Origin of the sequence: Geoalkalibacter ferrihydriticus DSM 17813 (assembly GCF_000820505.1) — a bacterium.
In the GTDB taxonomy this organism is placed as follows: domain Bacteria; phylum Desulfobacterota; class Desulfuromonadia; order Desulfuromonadales; family Geoalkalibacteraceae; genus Geoalkalibacter; species Geoalkalibacter ferrihydriticus.
On sequence record NZ_JWJD01000001.1, the window covers coordinates 474428 to 494598 of the forward strand.

The 20171-nt window shown below is 60.6% G+C and carries 24 protein-coding genes; all 24 read right to left on the reverse strand.

Going from position 1 to position 20171, the window contains the following annotated elements:
* The 24 genes from flgA to fliJ all read right to left on the reverse strand — a co-directional run bounded on the left by flgA (position 1) and on the right by fliJ (position 20138).
* A complete protein-coding gene (gene flgA, locus GFER_RS02335) occupies positions 1–723 on the reverse strand; it encodes a flagellar basal body P-ring formation chaperone FlgA (protein WP_040095679.1) in 723 nt (240 codons plus the stop codon).
* A gap of 40 nt (positions 724–763) precedes the next feature.
* Positions 764–1549 carry a flagellar basal-body rod protein FlgG gene (gene flgG / locus GFER_RS02340; protein WP_040095682.1) on the reverse strand — a complete coding sequence of 262 codons (786 nt, stop codon included), beginning with the start codon at positions 1547–1549 and terminating at the stop codon, positions 764–766.
* 57 nt (positions 1550–1606) lie between these two features.
* The gene (flgF, locus tag GFER_RS02345) at positions 1607–2329 is read right to left on the reverse strand and encodes a flagellar basal-body rod protein FlgF (protein ID WP_040095684.1); all 723 of its coding nucleotides are present in this window, start codon (positions 2327–2329) and stop codon (positions 1607–1609) included.
* Between the two features lie 110 nt (positions 2330–2439).
* Positions 2440–2874 carry a hypothetical protein gene (locus tag GFER_RS02350; protein WP_040095686.1) on the reverse strand — a complete coding sequence of 145 codons (435 nt, stop codon included), beginning with the start codon at positions 2872–2874 and terminating at the stop codon, positions 2440–2442.
* A 27-nt stretch (positions 2875–2901) separates the two neighbouring features.
* Positions 2902–3648: a FliA/WhiG family RNA polymerase sigma factor gene (locus GFER_RS02355; protein ID WP_040097254.1), complete on the reverse strand. Its 747-nt coding sequence runs from the start codon at positions 3646–3648 to the stop codon at positions 2902–2904.
* Between the two features lie 16 nt (positions 3649–3664).
* Positions 3665–4570: a MinD/ParA family protein gene (locus GFER_RS02360; protein ID WP_040095689.1), complete on the reverse strand. Its 906-nt coding sequence runs from the start codon at positions 4568–4570 to the stop codon at positions 3665–3667.
* A 13-nt stretch (positions 4571–4583) separates the two neighbouring features.
* A complete protein-coding gene (gene flhF, locus GFER_RS02365; RefSeq protein WP_040095691.1) occupies positions 4584–5924 on the reverse strand; it encodes a flagellar biosynthesis protein FlhF in 1341 nt (446 codons plus the stop codon).
* Positions 5914–7938, reverse strand: coding sequence for a flagellar biosynthesis protein FlhA (gene flhA / locus GFER_RS02370; protein ID WP_052446040.1), 2025 nt, complete (start codon positions 7936–7938; stop codon positions 5914–5916). The genes flhF and flhA overlap by 11 nt, the downstream gene beginning before the upstream one ends.
* A gap of 56 nt (positions 7939–7994) precedes the next feature.
* A complete protein-coding gene (gene flhB, locus GFER_RS02375) occupies positions 7995–9059 on the reverse strand; it encodes a flagellar biosynthesis protein FlhB (RefSeq protein WP_040095693.1) in 1065 nt (354 codons plus the stop codon).
* 161 nt (positions 9060–9220) lie between these two features.
* On the reverse strand, positions 9221–9997 hold the full coding sequence (gene fliR, locus GFER_RS02380; protein WP_040095695.1) for a flagellar biosynthetic protein FliR: 777 nt from the start codon (positions 9995–9997) through the stop codon (positions 9221–9223).
* Between the two features lie 7 nt (positions 9998–10004).
* Complete coding sequence (fliQ, locus tag GFER_RS02385; RefSeq protein WP_040095697.1) at positions 10005–10274, reverse strand: flagellar biosynthesis protein FliQ; 270 nt, start codon at positions 10272–10274, stop codon at positions 10005–10007.
* Between the two features lie 9 nt (positions 10275–10283).
* On the reverse strand, positions 10284–11021 hold the full coding sequence (gene fliP, locus GFER_RS02390; protein WP_040095699.1) for a flagellar type III secretion system pore protein FliP: 738 nt from the start codon (positions 11019–11021) through the stop codon (positions 10284–10286).
* Positions 11018–11395, reverse strand: coding sequence for a flagellar biosynthetic protein FliO (fliO, locus tag GFER_RS02395; RefSeq protein ID WP_052445879.1), 378 nt, complete (start codon positions 11393–11395; stop codon positions 11018–11020). The genes fliP and fliO overlap by 4 nt, the downstream gene beginning before the upstream one ends.
* 7 nt (positions 11396–11402) lie before the next feature.
* Positions 11403–11723 (reverse strand): flagellar motor switch protein FliN, encoded by a 321-nt coding sequence (fliN, locus tag GFER_RS02400; protein WP_052445880.1) that lies wholly within the window; start codon positions 11721–11723, stop codon positions 11403–11405.
* Between the two features lie 48 nt (positions 11724–11771).
* Positions 11772–12755: a flagellar motor switch protein FliM gene (fliM, locus tag GFER_RS02405; RefSeq protein WP_040095701.1), complete on the reverse strand. Its 984-nt coding sequence runs from the start codon at positions 12753–12755 to the stop codon at positions 11772–11774.
* Positions 12756–12823: 68 nt separating this feature from the next.
* Complete coding sequence (locus GFER_RS02410) at positions 12824–13318, reverse strand: flagellar basal body-associated FliL family protein (RefSeq protein ID WP_040095704.1); 495 nt, start codon at positions 13316–13318, stop codon at positions 12824–12826.
* Positions 13319–13355: 37 nt separating this feature from the next.
* Positions 13356–14123, reverse strand: a complete 768-nt coding sequence (locus GFER_RS02415; protein WP_040095706.1) for an OmpA/MotB family protein — start codon at positions 14121–14123, stop codon at positions 13356–13358.
* A gap of 3 nt (positions 14124–14126) precedes the next feature.
* Positions 14127–15044: a motility protein A gene (locus tag GFER_RS02420; RefSeq protein WP_235263995.1), complete on the reverse strand. Its 918-nt coding sequence runs from the start codon at positions 15042–15044 to the stop codon at positions 14127–14129.
* Positions 15045–15218: 174 nt separating this feature from the next.
* Positions 15219–16481, reverse strand: a complete 1263-nt coding sequence (gene flgF, locus GFER_RS02425) for a flagellar basal-body rod protein FlgF (RefSeq protein WP_040095708.1) — start codon at positions 16479–16481, stop codon at positions 15219–15221.
* A 134-nt stretch (positions 16482–16615) separates the two neighbouring features.
* Positions 16616–17008: a TIGR02530 family flagellar biosynthesis protein gene (locus GFER_RS02430; protein WP_040095710.1), complete on the reverse strand. Its 393-nt coding sequence runs from the start codon at positions 17006–17008 to the stop codon at positions 16616–16618.
* A gap of 2 nt (positions 17009–17010) precedes the next feature.
* Positions 17011–17673: a flagellar hook assembly protein FlgD gene (locus GFER_RS17410; RefSeq protein WP_052445881.1), complete on the reverse strand. Its 663-nt coding sequence runs from the start codon at positions 17671–17673 to the stop codon at positions 17011–17013.
* Positions 17674–17696: 23 nt separating this feature from the next.
* Positions 17697–19175 carry a flagellar hook-length control protein FliK gene (locus GFER_RS02440; protein WP_040095712.1) on the reverse strand — a complete coding sequence of 493 codons (1479 nt, stop codon included), beginning with the start codon at positions 19173–19175 and terminating at the stop codon, positions 17697–17699.
* A gap of 53 nt (positions 19176–19228) precedes the next feature.
* The gene (locus GFER_RS02445; RefSeq protein ID WP_040095715.1) at positions 19229–19699 is read right to left on the reverse strand and encodes a MotE family protein; all 471 of its coding nucleotides are present in this window, start codon (positions 19697–19699) and stop codon (positions 19229–19231) included.
* A 4-nt stretch (positions 19700–19703) separates the two neighbouring features.
* Entirely contained in the window at positions 19704–20138 is a 435-nt protein-coding gene (gene fliJ, locus GFER_RS02450; protein WP_040095717.1) for a flagellar export protein FliJ, read from the reverse strand.
* Positions 20139–20171: the final 33 nt, after the last annotated feature.

The following is a 20171-nucleotide window of genomic DNA, read 5'->3' on the forward strand; positions in this document are numbered from 1 at the left end:
TCAAAACTCCACCGTGACGGTGGCCGGAGCCACCACCTCGCAGAGGATTTCCTTCTGCGAAGCACTGTTGCGAATGCGGATGGTATCGCCCAACTTGCCCTCGTCGCGTGCCACGCCCGTTGCGTTCAACTGCAGGGCGCCGCGCTTGGCGATGATGGTCACCACCTCGCCGCGCCGCACCAGGGAGGGCTCCTCAACGAAGCTGCGGTCAAGAACATCACCCAGGCGCACCGTGCGCCGCAGCACTTTTCCAACCAGCTCCTCGGCGGAAAATGCCGGATTGCGCACCCGCGCCAGATCCATCTCGACAAAGTTGATGTCGCGCTCGGTCAGGGTCACCCCGCGTGACAGGTCCAGCGCAGCCACCGCCACCGGGGCGAGGGCTTCTAGCACGACACGGTAGGACTGGTTGTGCTGAGTACGCCCATCCACCTGGAAAATGAAGGTAAAGCGGCGACTGGTGAGAATCTGCGGATCCGAGGGAATGATCTCGTGGCTCACCCGCCCCGGGGGCAGGGTGAAGCTGTTGTTGACGTCAAGGGTTCGGATGCGGATCTCGCCCTGGGGCAGCAAACCCCGCTTCTCCTCAAGGTAGTCCTCAAGCAATGCGCGGATCTGCTCAGGCCCGATGTAGGTGCCCTTGGCGGGTGCGGAGGCGACGGCGAAAGCGGCGCCGCTCAGCAGCACCAGGCACAGAAAAATGGTGGTTATCAAAGGTTTCATAACATCCATTCACTGCAAGCTTTGCGCCCAACAATGCTCATCAGGCCAGATTGTTGACCATCTGCAACATTTCGTCGGCAGAACGAATGGCTTTGGAATTGATTTCGTAAGCGCGCTGGGTGGCGATCATGCTCACCATCTCTTCCATGACGCTGACGTTGGAACCTTCGAGAAAGCCCTGGGCCAAGCCACCGAAGCCTTCCAGACCGGGAGTGCCGAGTACTGCGGGACCCGAGGCCGGGGTCTCAAGAAACAGGCTGCGGCCCATGGCATGGAGCCCGGCGGGATTGCTGAATTTGGCCAGCTCGAGATCCCCGATCTGGTTGGGCTGGTTGTTGCCGTCGAGGAACACGTTGACCGCACCGTCCTCGGTGATGGCCAGGCGCGTGGTGTTTTCGGGAACAATGATCTGCGGCAACAACGGATAGCCGTCGGAGGTAACCAGCCGTCCGGTGCCGTCTTTTTTGAAGGCTCCGGCGCGGGTGTAGGCCTCTTCGCCGCCGGGCAGCTGGACACGGAAAAAGCCCGCGCCTTCAATCGCCACGTCCAGATCATTGCCGGTCTGCATCAGGTCACCAACGGTGAAGACCTTCTGCACAGCTGCGGCGCGCGCACCGAGGCCGACCTGAATGCCGGTGGGCACCTCGTTGCCTTCCACCGATTCGGCACCGGCGGTCCGGCTGGTCTGGTAGAGCAGGTCCTGGAAGTCGGCGCGGCTCTTCTTGAAGCCCGCGGTGTTGACATTGGCCAGATTGTTGGAAATGACGTCCATGTTGAGCTGCTGGGCGGTCATGCCGGTCGCTGCGGTCCAAAGTGCTCTGATCATTGCTGTATATCTCCTTATTCTGTGCGCAACCGACCCAGCCGGTGCGCATATCACTTATCAACCGAGGCTGCCGAGCTCGTCGGCCTTGCTGTTGACGTCCGAGTAGATTTTCATCATTTTGGTATAGGCCTCGAAGCTGCGATGGGCCTCCATCAGCAGGGTCATTTCCTGCAGAGGATTGACGTTGGACCCTTCGATCTGTCCCTGAACCAGATTGGGGCGCAACACCGGAACCTCAATGGTTTCGGGAGCCGGTGCAAACAAGCCGTCGGCCCGTTTTTGCAGCGCGCGCGGATCATTCACCTCGACAACCGCCAAGCGTCCCGCCTCGACTTCGCCAGCCCAGATGCGGCCGTCTTCGTCGATGCGCACCTCTTCGTCACCAAGCTGGATGGGACCATTTTCGCCAAGCACACGATTGCCGCTACTGTTGACCAGGAAACCTTCGGCATCCAGACGAAAATTGCCCTGGCGGGTGTAGAAATCACCGCCCTGCCCTTCTATCTTGAAAAAACCCGGACCATCAATGGCCACATCAAAAGGGTTGCCCGTGGCCTGAAACAGCCCCTGGGAAAGATCGGTGTAACCTTCGGCGCTGCGATTGAAGTTCACGCCTTTGGCGAGGCTGCGCTGGCGCGCGCCGTCGATGAGGGACTCAAAGCACAGCCGGTCCTTCTTGTACCCGGCGGTGTGGGCATTGGCCAGGTTGTTGCTGACCACTTCGAGCAACTGCATGCGCGAGCGGGCACCGGAAAGGGCACTGTACACACCTGAACTCATAAGACTCTCTCTGCGTTAGGAGCGGCGGCCGCGCCAGGCGCGCGCTGTTCCAGTGAATAATCCCGCACCGTGCGGGCTGTTGTTCGTTTCGACCTTTCGTCAGGCGATCTTTAGCTTTTTTTACGCCCCACCTCGGCCAAACGCACGAGCTGCTGGGCTTCGGCCGAAGACACCTGCAAAACACGGGCGATCTCTTCGGGCGCAAGACCCTTGTCTGCCAGGGTCACCACATGGCGGTAGCGCTCGGGCGCTTCGCCGGCACCGGCAGCCTGCTGCAGGCGTTCTCGGATCTGTTCCTCGCTCAAGGGTTGCGGGGCGGGTGCCATCGGAGCGCCCTGGGCCTGAGAGGGTCGCGCGTCCGGCTCCGCTGCCGCGACGGCGCGCGGGGCATGCAAACCCGCCTTTTGCCACAGGGCCAGCTCTTCGCGCAGCTGCGTCAACTCAGCCCGCAACTTGCGCTGGCTCAGATGCACCACAATCAGCGTCACACCGATGACCGCGGCCAGCACGGCGACGGCAAAAAAATTGACGTATTGCAGATCCATAATTTCGAATTTCTGGTGAGGGGCGACTCAGCGCCGCTTCTTGAGATTGCTGCTCAGGCGCGCCTTGAGCTTGTGCAGCGCCTGGCTGTGCAACTGCGAAACCCGCCCCTCGGTTACCGAGAGCACCTCGGCAATCTCTTTTTGGGTGAGTTCCTCGTAATAGTAGAGCGAAACCACCAGCCGCTCTTTTTCCGAAAGCCGCTCCAGATGCTCGGCCAACTCACGGGTCAGCTCGCGACGCTCGACGTTTTCCAGGGGCGTGGCGGCATCGGTATCGGGCAGATTGTCGATGAAGCTGCGGCCCTCATCGTATTCGTCGATGGTCTGATGCAGACTGACACAGCCCAGATGACTGACTTCGGTGAGCAGATTGCGGTAGCTCTCCAAGTCGAGATCCAGGGCGGCGGCGACTTCGTGTTCTTCCGGCGAGCGCCCAAGTTGCTGCTCAAGCCTCTCCAGGGTACGCGTCAGGCGGGTCTGCTTTTCCCGCAAGGAGCGTGAAAACCAGTCGTTGCGGCGCGCCTCGTCAAGCATGGCGCCGCGCATCCGATGCTCGGCGAAGGTTTTGAACAGGATGCCGCGAGACGGGTCATAGCGATTGGCCGCATCGAGCAGCCCCATCATGGCGGCGCTGGCCAGATCGTCGCGGGTCAGCGAAGCCGGCACCTGGGTGATCATGCGTTCCACCAGAAAATTAACCAGCGGCAGATGATCCTCCACCAGACGGGTACGGATATCGGTTTGCGGCTGAAAATAGGGATCGGGAGGATTCATGATCATCGCCCCTAACTCAGGCTCCCTGCCCGAAGGACAGCAGACGCCGCCAGAAAAACTGCAGGCTGCCCTTGGGCGCGGCTTGCTGCTGGCCATTAACCAGATTGCGCGCGATATCCTCGAAGGCGCCGCTGACCTTGGTCTTGGGGAACAGATCGACCATCACCCGCTGGCGTCGTACCGATTCGCGCATACGCTTGTCATGAGGGATGCAACCGAGATAATCGATGGAGATATCCAGGTAGCGGTTGGATACCATGGTCAGCTTGCGATAGACATCGAGCGCCTCGTCGCTGCTGGTCACCGAGTTGACAATGAGATTGAAGCGCTTTTCGTGATACTGCACGGAGAGCAGCTTCATCAGCGCATAGGCATCGGTAATGGCGGTCGGCTCGGGCGTGGTGACCACCAGGATATCCTGGGCGGCGACGTTGAAATAGGTGACATTCTCCGAAATACCCGCTTCGGTATCGATGATGACGATCTCAAAATCACCATGGAGAGCGTCGAGTTCGTCGAGAAATCTCATTTTCTGGTCGGAACTCAGGCGCGTGACGGTCTGCATGCCCGAGCCGGCGGGAAGAATCTTGATGCCCGCGGGACCCTCGACCATGATTTCCACCAGGGAGCGCTCACCGCTGAAGAAGTGGTTGAGGTTGTATTGCGGCGCCAGGCCGAAGACCACGTCGATATTGGCCAGGCCTAGATCGGCATCGATGATCAGTACTTTCTTGCCCAGCTGCGCCAGGGCCAGGGCCACGTTGGACACCACCGCGGTCTTGCCCACCCCGCCCTTGCCGCTGGTCACCGACAGTACGCGCGCCGCCTGACGCGGCTCAACGTCCTTGCGCGCCGGCCCGAAGCGTTCGCTCAGCGATCTGAGGGTTCCGGCCTGATCCTCTCGTTCCTGCAACATTTCCATCTCCGTCCTTCCTCTATCTCTGCCCCAGAATGAGTTGGGCGATTTTCTTCGCATCGGCCACCAGGATATCTTCCGGCACACGCTGACCGTTGGTCAGATAGGCCAGAGGAAAGTTGTGGCGCAGATGAACATTGAGCAGCACGCCGAGGTTGGCGCACTCGTCGATCTTGGTGAAAACCAGGTTGTGCAGCGGCACGCGCCCGAAGCGCGTCACCGCCTCGTAGAGATCCTCGTCGCGGGTGGCGGCCGAGAGCACCAGATGATTCTCCGTGGCCAGATCCGGGGCGAGAATCTCTTCCAGGTTTTTGAGGTTGACCTCGTCGCGCGGGCTGCGGCCGGCCGTGTCGATGAGGATCAAATCTTTGTCGTTGTGCCTGTTGAGCACCCCGCGCATCTGTTTGGGCGAGACCACCACCTCGACGGGCAGGTTCATGATTTCGCCGTACACCTTGAGCTGCTCCACGGCAGCGATACGGAAGGTGTCGATGGTCACCAGCGCCACGCTCTGACCGCCGCCGAGAAGGTGTTCGGCGGCCAGCTTGGCGATGGTGGTGGTCTTGCCGACTCCGGTGGGCCCGATCAGCGCCAGGCGCCGCTGCCGCCGCTGTCCGACGGGACGCCGGCTCACCTGAATGAGATCGCCGATGACATCGCTGAAAATCGCGCGCATCACCTCGGGATTCTGCTGCTGCTCGGGCGCCGCGCGCTGTGCAGCAAAGCGTACGATGGTTTCGGCCGCCTCTTCGTCGATTCCGCGCGCGCGCAGCAATTGCACCAGGGAATTGAGTTCGCGACCCTCGCCGGACCCTGCCGCGGCGCGCCGCCGCCCGGTACGCGGCGCGGATACGGGCGCGGGCAAGGGCGTCACCGGCAGCGTTTGCCCCACGGCGGCGGCCGGTTGCACCGCGGTTGCGCCGACGCGCGTTTCGCTGAGAAAATTGCGCATCAGGCTCTTGAGTTCATCGATCTCACCGCGCAACGCGTGGATTTCGCCGGTTTCGCGCGGTGCCGCTTCACTTCGCGGCGGCCTTGGCGCCGGGTCTTGGCGGCCGGGGTTCCAGATGTCTTCATAGCTGATTTCATCGCTTTTTGCTTCGTTGCCGGATCGGTTGCGGCGCTGCGCGCCCTGATAGGGATCCGCGCGACGCGGCGCGGCGGAACTGCGGGCCGCCCCGCCGGCAACCGCGGCGGGTTCGATGGCGGCGGTCACCTCGAGAATCGGCTTGCCCAGCACCCCCAGCCCACCTTTGCGGATAGTACGGGTGGAGATGATCAGAGCGTCGGGTCCAAGCGTTTCCTTGACCTTTTTCAGAGCCGAGGCCATGTCTTCGGATTCAAATACCTTAACCAGCATTGGCCTTCACCGTTCCCACCGCCCGGATCTTCAGATCCGGGGCCACTTCGTTATGAGAAATCACCATCAGATTGGGCAGATAGCGCTCGGTCAACCTTTTGACATGAGGACGGATGGTCGGCGGACACAACAGCACCGGATCACCGCCGGCGTATTGTTGAATCACTTCGCCGAGACCGCTCAGGATGTTCTGCGCGGTGGTCGGATCCAGGGCCAGATAGCTGCCCTGGCCGCTGTGCTGCACCGCCTCCTGAATGCGCGCTTCGATGTCGCGAGCCAAAGTCAGCACCGGCAGCACGCCGTCCTGGGCGACCACGCCCGCACAGATGGCACGTGCCATGGTGCGGCGCACGTGCTCGGTGAGCACGTCGGGATCCTGACTGACCGGCGCCCAGTCGGCCAGGGTCTCCAGAATCGAGCGTAGATCGCGGATCGAAACATGTTCTCGCAACAGATTTTGCAGCACGCGCATCACCGTTCCCAGGTTGAGCAGATCAGGTACCAGCTCTTCCACCACCTTGGGGTGGCTCTTGCGGAAGTTATCCAGCAAGTTCTGTACCTCCTGACGGCCAAGCAGCTCATGGGCGTGTCTTTTTATGATTTCGCTGATATGGGTGGCGACCACCGTGGTGCAGTCGACCACCGTATAACCGGCGATCTGCGCGCGATCCTTCTTGTCATCGGAAATCCACACCGCGGGCAGGCCGAAGGCTGGTTCGGTGGTCTGCACGCCCTTGAGAGTTTCGGTCGCGGTGCCGGGGTTCATGGCCAGGAAATGTCCGGGCAGCATCTCGCCGCCGGCCAGAGCCACGCCCTTGAGCAGGATGTTGTACTCGTTGGGTTTGAGTTGCAGATTGTCCTTGATGTGCACCGGCGGCACGATAAAACCCATCTCCAGGGCGAACTGCTTGCGAATCGACTTGATGCGCGGCAAAAGGTCCCCCTCCTGGCTGGCATCGACCAGGGGAATCAGACCGTAGCCCACTTCAAGTTCGAGCAGATCGATGGAAAGCATTTCTTCGTAATTATCGCTCTGCTCCGGCAGCAGGTCGCGCTCTTCCTGGTCTTCGCTCTCCCGTTGGGCCGCCTTACCCTGCTGCACCCGGTAGGCGACATAACCCAGGCTCAGCGACAGCACCATGAAGGGCAAGGTGGGCAGGCCCGGAATCAGAGCGAAGCCGCCAAGAATCCCCGCAACCACCCAGAGAGCGCGCGGGTGCAGGGTAAATTGACCTTTTAGCTCGCTGCCGAAATCCCCCATGCCCGAGGTGCGGGTCACGAGAATACCGGCGGCGGTGGAAATGATCAGCGCTGGGATCTGCCCGACCAGCCCGTCGCCGACGGTGAGAATCGTATAGGTCTGGGCCGCCTCGGCCGCCGGCATACCCTTTTGCAGCACACCGATGACAAAACCGGCTCCGATGTTGATCAGGGTGATGATGATGCCGGCGACGGCGTCGCCACGCACGAATTTGCTGGCCCCGTCCATGGCGCCGTAGAAGTCGGATTCTTGACCGATTTCCTTGCGCCGCTGGCGCGCCTCGTCTTCTGTGATGGAACCCGCGTTGAGGTCGGCATCGATGGCCATCTGCTTGCCCGGCATGGCGTCCAGGGTGAAACGCGCCGCCACCTCGGCGACGCGCCCGGCACCCTTGGTGATGACCATGAAGTTAATCACCACCAGGATCGTGAAGATGACGATACCGACCACGTAGTTGCCGCCCACCACGAACTGCCCGAAGGAAGCGATCACGTTGCCGGCGGCATCGGTCCCCTGATCGCCGTTGAGCAAAATCAGGCGCGTCGAGGCGACGTTCAAGGACAGGCGAAACAGGGTGGTCGCCAGCAGAATCGCGGGAAACACGGCAAAATCGAGAACCCGCACGGTGTAGAGGCCGATGACCAGAATCAGCAGCGATACGGTGATGTTGAGGGACAGAAACAGATCGAGCAGAATGGTCGGCAGGGGAATGATCATCACCAGCAGGATGGACACCAGCCCCAGGGCCACCATCACGTCGCTGCGCACGACCGTTTCGACGAAACGAAAATTTTTCAAGTTATCCAGAATCACGATTGCTGTCCTTTGAGGCTATAGACATAAGCGAGGATTTCCGCCACCGCCTTGAACATATCTTCGGGAATATCCTGCCCCAGCTCCACCTGAAAGAGGGCGCGCGCCACCGGCACGTTCTCCACCAGGGGCACATCGTTTTCGCGGGCGATTTCGCGAATGCGCAGCGCCACGCGATCCGCGCCCTTGGCCACCACCCGCGGTGCGTCCATGCGCCCGCGCTCATAACGCAGCGCCACCGAAAGGTGGGTGGGATTGGTCACCACCACATCGGCCGTGGGAACCTCGGCCATCATGCGCTTGCGCGCCATCTCCATCTGCACCCCGCGGATCTTGGCCTTGAGATGCGGATCGCCCTCGGTCTGCTTGTGCTCATCCTTGGTTTCCTGCTTGGTCATCTTCATCTTTTCCTCCATCTCGTAGCGCGTGAAGGCGTAGTCGAAGATGGCCAGGACAATGAGGACCCCGCAGGTTTTGAGCAGCACCAGGAAGGTGACGCGCGCGACGAAATTAAGGGTTTCGTGCAAATCCATGTCAAGCAGATAGAGAGCGTTCTCGAACTCGCCCGCCACGGTGCGGTAAGCCACGAATCCGACGACCCCGACCTTGGTCAGCGACTTGACCAGCTCCACCAGCATGCGCTTGGAAACGAACTTCTTCATTCCGGTGATGGGGTTGAGCTTGGTCAGATCGGGCTCCATGGGCTTGGTGGTGAACAACCAGCCGATCTGCAACACCGAGGCGGCCATGCCCAGAATCATGGTGAGGGCCAGCAAGGGCATCAGCAACAAGCCCATCTTGCCCAGCACGGTGCGCATCAGTCCGGGCACGGAACCGACGGTCACCTCCAATTCGCTCGAGCGTCCCCAGATGGAGGTCAGCAGCGTTTCAAGCTCTTTGTAGAAATGGGGCGCGTAGAAAAACCACAGAATAACCGCGCCGATCATGATGACGGCGGTATTGACTTCGCGGCTCTGCGCCACCTGACCTTTCTTGCGAAAGTCATCGCGGCGCTTGGCTGTCGCTTTCTCTGTCTTTTCCTGACCGCTTTCCGCCGACATGCCGTATCGCTCCGCTGTTCAAACAAATCCCCGGGGGACCGAAATCCATCCGCGGATTCCGGAAAAACACCGCGGCCGCAGAGGCAGGCAAGTCAAATCTTTGCCTGTTTTCTCTCTGGCAGCCCACGCACCCTAAGGCGAAAGCAGGTTTCGTGCCTTATTTACAACAAGCTGAGAATGTTAAGGAAATGCTCGCTCAGGCCGTTGAACTCACGAATCAGGATCGCCGCCGTCAGGTTCATGGTGGCGCTGATGATGAGCAGTGACAGGGCGATCTTGATGGGAAAGGAGAGGAAAAACACATTGAGCTGGGGAAACACGCGCGCCATCACGCCCAGCACCACGCTGAGCAGGATCAACACCGCCAGCACCGGCGCGGCCAGCTTGACGCCGAGCACGAAAATATCGCTGGAGAGCTGGATCACATAGCCCAGCGCCCCCTGCGAGAGGTTCGCCTGTCCAGGTGCCAGCAGCGCGTAGGATTCGGCCAGAACGCGCAGAAACATGTGATGCAGATCGAGGGAGAGGAAAATCAGAATCGCAAGAATGTTCTGAAACTGGGGCACCACCGAAATCTGCCGCTGCGTCTGAGGATCGAAGACATTGGCGGCGGCAAAGCCCATCTGATAGCTGATGATGGTACCGCCCAACTCCACCGCGCTGAACACGAACTGCGCAACAAAGCCGAACAGCAGGCCGATAAGCGCTTCGCTGAGGATCAGCAGGGCGAGGCTCAGAGGATCGAAGGACATCTCCGGGATATGCATCAGCGCCCGGGGAAACACCACCAGCGAAAGGATCACCGCCAGCCCGACCCGCACCTGGGCCGGGACCTGCCCACCGCTGAACACCGGCAGCACCGCCACCAGGGTACCGACGCGGGCCAGGCATACCAGAAAACTCTGGAAGCGCTCGACGGGCAACAGCAGCAGTTCCACAGGACGCCTAGCCGCCCACCAGATGAATGGATTCGTAAATACGGGTGGTGAAGGCCAGCAAGACCTTGATCATCCACGGCGCCATAATCAACAAAGTGACCAGCACCGCGACGATTTTGGGAATAAAGGTCATGGTCTGTTCGTTGATCTGGGTCGCGGCCTGAAAGATGGCGATGCTCAGGCCCGTGACCAGGGCCACGATGAGCAGCGGCCCGGCGACCATCAGCACCGTTTCCACGGCCTGTCGGCCGATATCAACGACAAATTCGGGAGTCATGAGTCATCCTCAGCCGAAACTTCTGACCAAAGAGGCCAGAACCAGCTCCCAGCCGTCCACCAGGACGAACAGCAGCAACTTGAAAGGCAGCGAAATGATAATCGGCGGCAGCATCATCATGCCCATCCCCATGAGCACCGAAGCGATGACCATGTCGATCACCAAAAAGGGAATGTAGATGAGAAAGCCGATCTGAAAGGCGCGCTTAAGCTCGGACAGCATGAATGCCGGGATCAGGGTGGTGGTGGCCAGTTCCTCGACGTTGTTGGGCGCCGGGCGGCCGCTGATGTCGATCATCAGGGCCAGATCCTTTTCGCTGGTCTGGCCGAGCATGAAGCCGCGCATGGGGATCAAGGCCTCCTCCACCGCCTCGTTGAAGCCGATCTCCTCGGCCATGTAGGGCTGCAAAGCGCGCTCGTTGATCTCCCCGAACACCGGCGCCATAATGAAAAAAGTCAAAAACAGAGCCAGTCCGATGATCACCTGATTGGGCGGCGCCTGCTGGGTGCCCATGGCGTTGCGCACAAAGCCCAGCACGATGACGATGCGGGTGAAACTGGTGGTCATGAGCAGAATCGCCGGCGCCACCGAAAGCACGGTGAAAACAAACAGTACCTGCAGGGCCGTAGCGACTTCCTGCGGCCCGCTAGCTTCGCCGATGCCGAGGGTAATGCTGGGCAGGCTCTGCGCCGCCGCGACGGCGGGCAGAAGAACCAGGGCCGCCAGGGCCGCAAACACCCTTATCATGACCCCTTCTCCAGCTCCGTGCGCAGATTGCGGTCGAACGCGCCCGGTTGCGCCTGCCCGAGGCTCACCAGCAGCTCTACACGCTCGGCGCCAACGCCGAGCAGCAGTTCCTGGCCGCCAACCTCGACCAGATACAAGCCCTTTTTCGGCCCGAGGCTGCGCATTTCCAGCACCTTGATACGCCCGTTGCGCGTACCCGGCATGAGGTTGAGGCCGCGCCGCGAGAGCGCGTAGAGCAAAAACACCAGCCCCAGAACCAGCGCCAGGCCGCTCAAAGCCTTGAGCAGCGTCGCGGTGGTGGTTGCCGCGCCGCTTTCGGCGGCCCACGCCAGGGTGGGCGACAGCAGCACAATGGTCAAAACTTTTTTCATCATGACGGGGTTACCCCAGCTTTTCCAGACGCTCGGCGGGACTGACCACATCGGTCAGGCGCAGCCCGAACTTGTCGTTGACCAGCACCGCTTCGCCACGCGCGATCAGGCGCTGATTGACATAGACATCGAGGGTTTCACCGGCGAGCTTGTCCAGCTCGACGACATAGCCCTCGCGCATCTGCAGCAGATCCTTGATCAGGATACGGGTGCGGCCGACTTCCACCGAGACCTGCAGGGGCACGTCCAGCAAAAAATCGAGGTTGCGCATTTCTCCCGCCGCGCCGGTTGCTGACGCTGCGGATTGACTGTTGGCCTTGCTGTTTTCCATGGCGCTATCTCCTGCCGGTTGATTTAGTGTCAAGGGATGAGGGTCGGGTCACATCTGTCCGGTGATACGCACGGCTTTCTTGCCGTTCTTGACGCCGGGCAGGCCCGCGAACTTGGGCCGTTCCTCGACGTGGATCTGGAGAGGCGAATGGGGTTCGCAACCCAGATCGATGATGTCGCCGACCTGGAAGTTGAGAATGTCGCGCACGCTTAGAGTAACTTTGCCCAGAGAGGCGGCAAGGGTCACCTCGGTTTCGCCCATTTCTTCCTGCAGACGTCGCGACCACAGGGACTCGCGCCGTCCGCCGCCGCTGCCCAAGGCACTCTCCTTGAGCTTTTCCCGCAGGGGATCCAGGGTGGCATGGGGAATGGCCAGGGTCAGCTTGCCCTGCAAATTGTCGACCCGCACCGTGAGCCGGGTGACGAGCATCGCCGAATCAGGCGGCACGATGGTCACCAGGCGCGGGTTGGTTTCAACCTTGACCAGCGAGCAGTCAAGATTCTCCAGGGGCGCAAAGGCCTTTTTCAGATCCGGACAGGCATCGGCGATAATGCCTTTAATGACGTTGATCTCAATGGCGGTCATGGCCCGCTCGAAAATGGTGAACTTATTGCGGGTGGTGCCGCCAAGCATCAACTCAAGCAGCGAGAAAGAAAGTTGATCATCCAGAATCAGCAGGCCACCGGCCTTGAGAGGATCAAGGCGCAGAATCCCGATCAAACCATTTTTCGGCAGATTATTCAGAAATGTCTCAAATTCGACGGTCTCCAGATCGTTGCGCTTGACCGACACGGACGATTGCAGGCGGTTGGTCAGGGACATGCCGTAATTGCGCGCAAAACCGTCGAGGAGGATATCGATATTCTGGAAACGCCAGCGCCCGGAATCCTGCAGGCGCAGCAGGTCAAGCCGACTGGGCTCGCCGCGCTCGGGCAGATCGATCTCGCCGCCGAATTCTTCGGTGTCGATTTCGCCCTCGTTGACCGCCGAGAGCAATTCGGCGATTTCTTCTTTGGTCAGTATCCGTTCCAAGCAATCCCCCCGTGGGCTTCGAAAAGCCCGGACCCAGGTCAAATTCGCGGGCGCAGCGCGCTGCGTCCCTACTGAACGACGAATTCGGTGAAGTAGATGCGTCGTACCCGATCGCGCTTCAGGATCTCGTTGACCCGGCCGAGCAGCTCGGCGCGCAATTGCAGCTTACCTTGCAGGTCGTTGAGTTCATCGAAGGTCTTGTTGCCGGTCACCAGCAGAATGGCGTCGCGCAATTGCGGCATACGTTCAATCACCTCCTGGCGCCCGGCCACGGTTTCCACCTCCAGGGTGAGCGCCGCCTTGAGGTAACGGGTTCCGTCATTGTCGAGGATGTTGACGATAAACGGCTCGATTTCAATCATCGGCCCGACGGCATCGGATGCCAGATTCGATGAACCCGCCGCCGCGGCACCTCCCGCGCCGGGCAGGGCGCCTTTGCTGCCCATGAAGTAGGCGCCGGCGCCAATGCCGGCGGCCAGCAGAACCACCACCGCGATGATCAGCCCCTTCTTGCCGCCGGATTTCTTGCCGCCTTCCTGCTCGTCCTTCTTCTTTTCCGCCATGATCAATCTCCAAAGATGTTGAAAAATCCAAAAACCCTTAAAACGGCATCTGCTCACGCGCATCGATGAGATAGGGAAGTTCTTCGCGTGACGAGCTGGTGCTCTCGAGCACGAATTCGACGCGCCGGTTCAGGGCGCGGCCCTCGGCAGTGTCGTTGGAGCCCAGGGGGCGCTTTTCGCCATAGCCGACCGCCGCGAGCCGCTCCAGGGGCAACAGGTCTTCGTTGCCGAAAAACTTGAGCACCGACACGGCACGGGCGACGGAATAATCCCAGTTGCTCAATCCGGGTCGGCTTACCGGCACTGAATCCGTGTGCCCCTCGATACGCAGATTGAAAGGCAGTGGCCGAACCATTTCGGCCACCTTGCGCAAGACCGGGTAGGCCTCGGAGCGCACCTCGGTCTGCCCCGCCTCGAACAGCACCGCGTCGTTGACCCGCAGAACCACCGCGCCGCGATCCTGCACCAGGGTGATGTCGCGATCGAGCTTGAGGCGCTGCATCTGTACAATGAGCCGTTTGTAGAGCCGCGCGGTATAATCATCCTCGATGGGCAGGAATTCGACGATGCGCGGTCGCTCAACGGTGGTCAGGTTGGAGCTGGCCATGACCCCGAAAGCCCCCTGAAGAGAACCCAACACTTCCTTGAACTTCATCTGGTCGAGCTGTGCCATGGACAGCAGCAGCACGAAGAAGGTCAGCAACAGGGTCACCATGTCGCTGTAGGTCACCATCCACAGGGGAGCGCCTGCGGCGACAGGGCGCTTTTTCTTTTTCGCTCCGCCGTTGTTATTTTCTTCGGCCACGGCCTACCCCTTTTTCTTGTTGAAAAAGCTTTCGCGGAACTTAGGCGCCACGAAGGCATGGAGCTTCTGCTCCATGATGCGCGGGTTCTCGCCGGCCAGGATCGACTTCATGCCTTCGGAGATCAGGGTCTTTTTGAGGATTTCCGACTGCGAGCGGTTGCGCAGCTTGCCCGACATGGGAATGAAAAGCACGTTGGCCATGACCGCGCCGTAAAAAGTCGTGAGCAGCGCCATGGCCATGGCCGGGCCGATGGTTGAGGGGTCTTCCATGGTCTGGAGCATCTGCACCAGCCCGATGAGGGTGCCGATCATGCCCATGGCCGGAGCGTAAGTGCCCATGGCGACAAAAATGTCGGCGCCTTCGCCGTGGCGCTCCATGATATATTCGATCTCGCGGTCGAGCATTTCCTTCATCGCCTCGGGTTCCTGGCCGTCCACCGCCATTTGCACCCCCTTGACGAAAAAGGGGTCCCGGATTTCGGAAACCACCGCTTGCAGCGAAAGAATGCCTTCCTTGCGCGCCTTATTCGAGTAGCGGATCAGCGCCTCGATCGTTTCCGTGGGCGACTCGTCGGTGTGGAAAAACGTCTTCTTGAGTACGGCAAAGGCCCGCATCACCTCACGGAAAGGATAATGCACCAGGGTCGCGCCCATAGTGCCGCCGGCCACCACGGTCAAGGCCGCGAAGTCGATAAAAAGCGTGATGCCGCTGCCGGAAGTGATGGCCATGATCATCAGGCCAAAGGCGGCGATGATGCCCAGAATGGTGGAGAGATCCATGATGGAAAACCTCGATTCGGTCGTGTTCTCATTATGCCGGGCTTCAACCTGCGAGCCCCGGCAACCCTGATTGAGCAAATGCCGTGCCACGAAGGCGGGAAATGCCACGAATTGCTTTAGCGCCCCTCTGTCGGGGCGCATTGGATGCGCCCTGGGCGGACGCAGTCCGCCCCTACGAATTCTCCGTTCATGCAGGGGCGAGGCACTGCCTCGCCCAGGGCGACCCACCGGGTCGCCCCTACGTCAAGGGGCGCCCCGTCAAAAAAAAGGCCGCCTCCGAAGAGACGGCCCGTGCGGTCAACTTTTTGACTCGAATTAGCGTTTGAGATTGATCAGTTCCCCGAGCATCTCGTCGGTGGTGGTAATGATGCGCGAGTTGGCCTGAAAGCCGCGCTGGGTGGTGATCATCTTGACAAATTCCTGCGCCAGGTCGACGTTGGACTGCTCCAGGGCATTGGTGAAGATTTTGCCCAACTCGGCACCGGGAACTCCGACGCGCGGATCGCCCGAATTGGCCGAAGAGGCGTAGAGGTTGCTGCCCTCCTTGGTCAGACCGTTGGTATTGGGAAATTTGGCCAGAGCGATCTGAGCGACACGAATGCGCTCGCCGTTGGAGTAGTTGGCGGTGACGATGCCATCGCCGTCGATGGCGATGCGCACCAGACTGCCGGCGCCGAAGCCGTTCTGGCCCTGAGAGATGACGATGGAGTCACTGCTGTACTGGGTGGTGTTGAAACTCAGGTCGATATCCTGAGTGCTGGCGCCGTTGACCCAGGTGAGAACACCGGGGATGAGGGATCCGCTCTGGCCGCTGGTGAGATTGCCACCGGTATCGAATTCCAGGGTGCCGGTGCCAACCACCGTCAGATCGCCCGGAGTGCCGCCGATTTCCGCACCATCCACCACGGTATTCCACTGCCACTCATTGGCATCGGTCTTGGTGAAATACGTCGAAAGCAGATGGGTATTGCCGAGAGTATCGTAAACCGGTATCGAGGTCGCGTAGCTCGAAGTCCCCATGGGATTGAGAGGATCAAAGCCGCCCGCGACGACGGGCGCATTGGAATCGAGGTTGGTGGTCAGATTGATCTCGCTGGTGGGCCGCGCCGGAATCAGCGTTCCGGTATCGACGCGAATCTCCGCGGGATCGCCGATGCCCAGGGTGCCGTCGGCCTCAAAGGCCTTGCCCTGCACGCGAAAGCCTTCGGGATTGACCAGAAAGCCCTGCTCGTTAAAACGGAACGCCCCGGCGCGGGTGTAGAAATCCTGCTGACCGCCGGGCGCCTTGACGATGAAGAAGCCGTCACCCTCGATGGCCAGATCGGTGTTGGATTCGGTATTTTCGAAGGTGCCCTGGCTGAAGATGTTGTCGACCACCGAAAGCTGGGTGCCGCGACCGACCTGGGAGGCGCCGCCCGAACCCGAGATGTTGGCCGAGAGCAGATCGGAGAAAATGGTACGGCTCGACTTGAAGCCGATGGTGTTGGTGTTGGCGATGTTGTTGCCGAGTACGCTCATGGCGTTGCCATTGGTGTTGAGGCCGGAAACGCCGGTGTACAGTGCGCTGGAAATACCCATTTTTCTTTATCCTCCGTGGTGAGGGGCCACCTCTGTCGGTCGGTGGCCCGCGAACCTCCTCAATGAGGACCGGTTCGGTTCGGTTAAAAGCTGGTCAGTTGTCCGTTGTTCGTTGTTTAAAACCAAATGCACTTTCAGGCGATGATTGCGCTGTCGATGTTGGTGAAGACGTTGTTTTTGAGGCTTTGCTGATCGACAACGGTGACGACGGTGGAATTTTTTACGCTGACCACCAGGGCGTTGCCGTCGAGCATGACCAGCGAATCGCGTCCGCCCTTGGCCTGGACGGATTGGACGGCGCTTTCGATGCGCCCCATCTCCGCAGGGCCGAAGTTGATGCCGCGGCTTTCCATGCGCGCCAGGGCGTGACGGGAGAACTGCAGTTCCTGCGGGCCCTTGAGTTGACCGCGCAACACCTCGTCGAAGGACGTCCCCTGCGGCTTGGCCGGCTGCCGGGCACCTGGGGGCGGCGGTTGGGGCGCCGTCGGATAGACCGGCGGGGTATACAGTGTAAATTTATCGCTCATGGTTAGAGGTCCCTTACGCTGACGATATCCTTGAGACGGAAATTGCCGTTGTCGGAAACCAGCCAGTTGGTGCCGCCGAGCATATCGACCCCGGTGATGACGCTTTTGACCAGGGGTTTGGTGGGGATCGTCTCCTCGTTTGCATTGAGGGCACGGGCCACCACCTGGTATTCGCCGGGGGCGACTTTCTGGCCGTTGAGTCCGGTGCCGTCCCAGGTGAGGAAGTGTTCGCCGGGATTGGTGCCGGATGCCGGCAGATTGGCGACATTGCGCCCGGTAGCGTCGAGCACATGCAGGCTCGCCTCGTGGGCGCCAACTTCGAGCTGGTAACCGAGGGTTGCCGAAGAACCGTTGAAGTTAAAAAATCCGCCGCCGGACACAGCTTCTTTGCCGATCATGGAGAGGGCCGAGAGCCGTTCCATCTCAATGGAGCTGCCGGCCATCAGGCCGAGGTTGTCGTTGATGGCGAAGAGCTGCTCCAGGGAGCTGAACTGCGCCAACTGCGCGGTGAACTCGGTGGGATCCTGAGGATCCATGGGATCCTGGTTCTGCAACTGGGTCACGAGCAGGAGCAGAAAGTCGTCCTTGCCCATGACCGAGCCGCCCGCGAGGGATTTGGTCAGGCTGCCGGTCGCGACGGCCTGGGTATCCGCGATCATTGTCATGAAGGTCTTGTCTCCTGATTCTTTCAGATACGCAGGTTGATGCCTGCGCCCGCGCCGGTAACCGCTGCCGGGCGTTCAGATTCTCTTTCCAGATCTGCCGCCACGCGGACGGCCTTGCGCGGTTCCTCGAAAGCCTGCTCGGGGCGCTGTTCGAAGCCGTGCTGCCCACCGTTGCGCCGGCCGTCGTCAAGACCGACCTCGAAGCTCTCGATTTTGACGCCCTGCCCTTCCAGAGCTTCACGCAGACGGAACAGGTTGCGCTCCAGCACCTCTTGAACCTGGGTGTTCTGAGCCAGGATCTGGGCTTTGAGAACACCTTTTTCCATCACCAGTTCCATACGCAGTTCCCCGAGCTCCTTGGGATTGAGCCGCAGTGTCATGACGCTGCGCTCACCTGTGTTGCGCACCTGGAGCCGCTCCATGACTTGGTTGAGGACATGGTTTTCGGGGACCGTGGCTCCCGAAGGCAGCTTGAGTCCCTGGGACGGAGTCGGGTCGACACCTGCCGTCTGGGCGCGCTGGGCTTCGACGGAAAAGGCCGTACCGGTTTCCGCAGGCGGCGCTGCGGCGGGCAACGGAAACGACTGGGGCGCGCCACGATGAAGCAGTGATCCCAGATCGGATTGCCCCTGGCGAGAAGCGGCACCCTGCACCCGACTGCTGTCCTCACCGGCGGCCTCTGCCTGGGAGAGAAACGCGTCGAGACGGCTCCCTTCACCCACGCGGGGGGCTTCGCCCTGCAGGGTACGTGGAGCAATCAGTGCGGCGAATCGCGCATCCGTGAGTTCACGCTCCGCCCTGCCGCCCAGATCCTGGCGCAAGGTTCGCAAAGGAGCCGCTTCCGGCTCGAGTCGGCGACCTTGGTCCGCCGTCGGCTCAAGGACAACCGCGCGCGCCTCGGGGAACAGAACATCTCCCGGGCGCCGACCAACAGGGATTACCGCGCCGGGCGCGGTCGTTTCCCCATTTGTGCCGGAAACCTGCCCACGAGGGACGGACTCAGCCTGCGCCATTTCAGCCTGAGGAGCAGGATCCGGCCGCGCGGCACCGCCGAAGGGATGTTGTGCGGTGAACTGCGCCCCGGGAGCCGGCGGAGCTGCGGCGTACTTAGAACCAAGCACCGGCGCGGGAACAACCTCTTGGTTTTGTTGCTGCGCTGGAGCATTCAGTGCTTGCGCCACCGGCATTTCCGGCAAGACACCCTGCTGCAGGAGGAAAAACAGTTCCTGCAATTCTGGACTCTGCGCTTGCAGCTCCTGCGGAAGATCCGCCAACTGCGCCTGCAGAAGATCCGCCAGGGGCGCGAACAGGTCCGTCGGCAGCCCGCCCTGATTCTGCTCGTGAAAGACAAAGGGCGAAAGCAATTCCGCGGCCTGCCCCTGAGAATCCGCGAACAGCTGCAACATCTGGGCAAAGTCCGTCTTGCCCGCCCCGGGACCGGGCGCCTGAACAGCGTTTGCCATGGGCAGAAGCTGTGCCATATCGATCATCAGAGTTTGCATGTTTTTTCACCTCCTTTCATTGCGAAATGGTCGTGCCGTCCCTGCCGAAGCCCTTATTGCTCCAGCGAGGAATAGGAAATTGTCAGTTGCGAGGCGACTTCGTAGTCCATTGTCGCCAGAATGCGCCCGGCGGATTTGGCGCGCATGCCCTCCAGGATGGCCACGGCCAGATCCTTGTCGAGGGTGGTAATGATGCGCGCGGCGCTGGCGGGGTCCATACGTTCGTACATTTTGCTCAGCTCTTGGGCTTTGGCGATTTCCGCGGCGTCCTTCTGCGCGAGCATGCCGGCCAGTTCCTCGCGCCACTGCCGCAGCTCATCGAGTTTCTTATCGACTTCGGCCTGCAGAGTCTTTAGCTCGATTTCGCGCTGATCGAGCTTCTTGTCTCTTTCTTGCAGGGCGCGGCGCTGCTCCTGCAGTTCCGTAAGGATGCGGCGCTCCTCCACCGAGCCGGCCTGACCGCTCGCTGGCGTCAGCATCAGCAGGCCGCACATCAAAATCGACAGTATCAGCAAAGGGTTCATGGTCTTATCTCCTGTGAAACTGAACCGCGATCTCATCGAGCACAATAGCTTCTCGGCGTTTGCTTTCCTCCTCGAATTCCAGGCGTTTTTTCTCCTTGAGCTTTTCCAGAAGCTTTTTGTCGCGGCCAGCTTCGGTGAGGTGGCGGCGCTTGCGCAGGATCTGCTGCTGCAGACGCTCCATGTCTTCGACCAGTTGCGCAAGAGTCTCCACCTTGTGACTAATGCGGTTCTGGAACAACAACAGGTGCTCGCAGCGGATGCCGGCGCGCTGGCGCTCCTCCAATTCACGATAAAGGTCGCCCAGTTCCTGCTCTTCGCGGGTGAGCTTGAGCAAAAGGTCGGCCTCCTGTTGCAGGCTGCGCGCAAGGTCTTGTTTCGCCTGATCTTCGAGAATTTGCCGATAGTTGAGTACGGGTTGCAGTTTGAACGAGTTTTTCATAGATCAGCCTCCAGGCTGTTCAAACACGCGGTG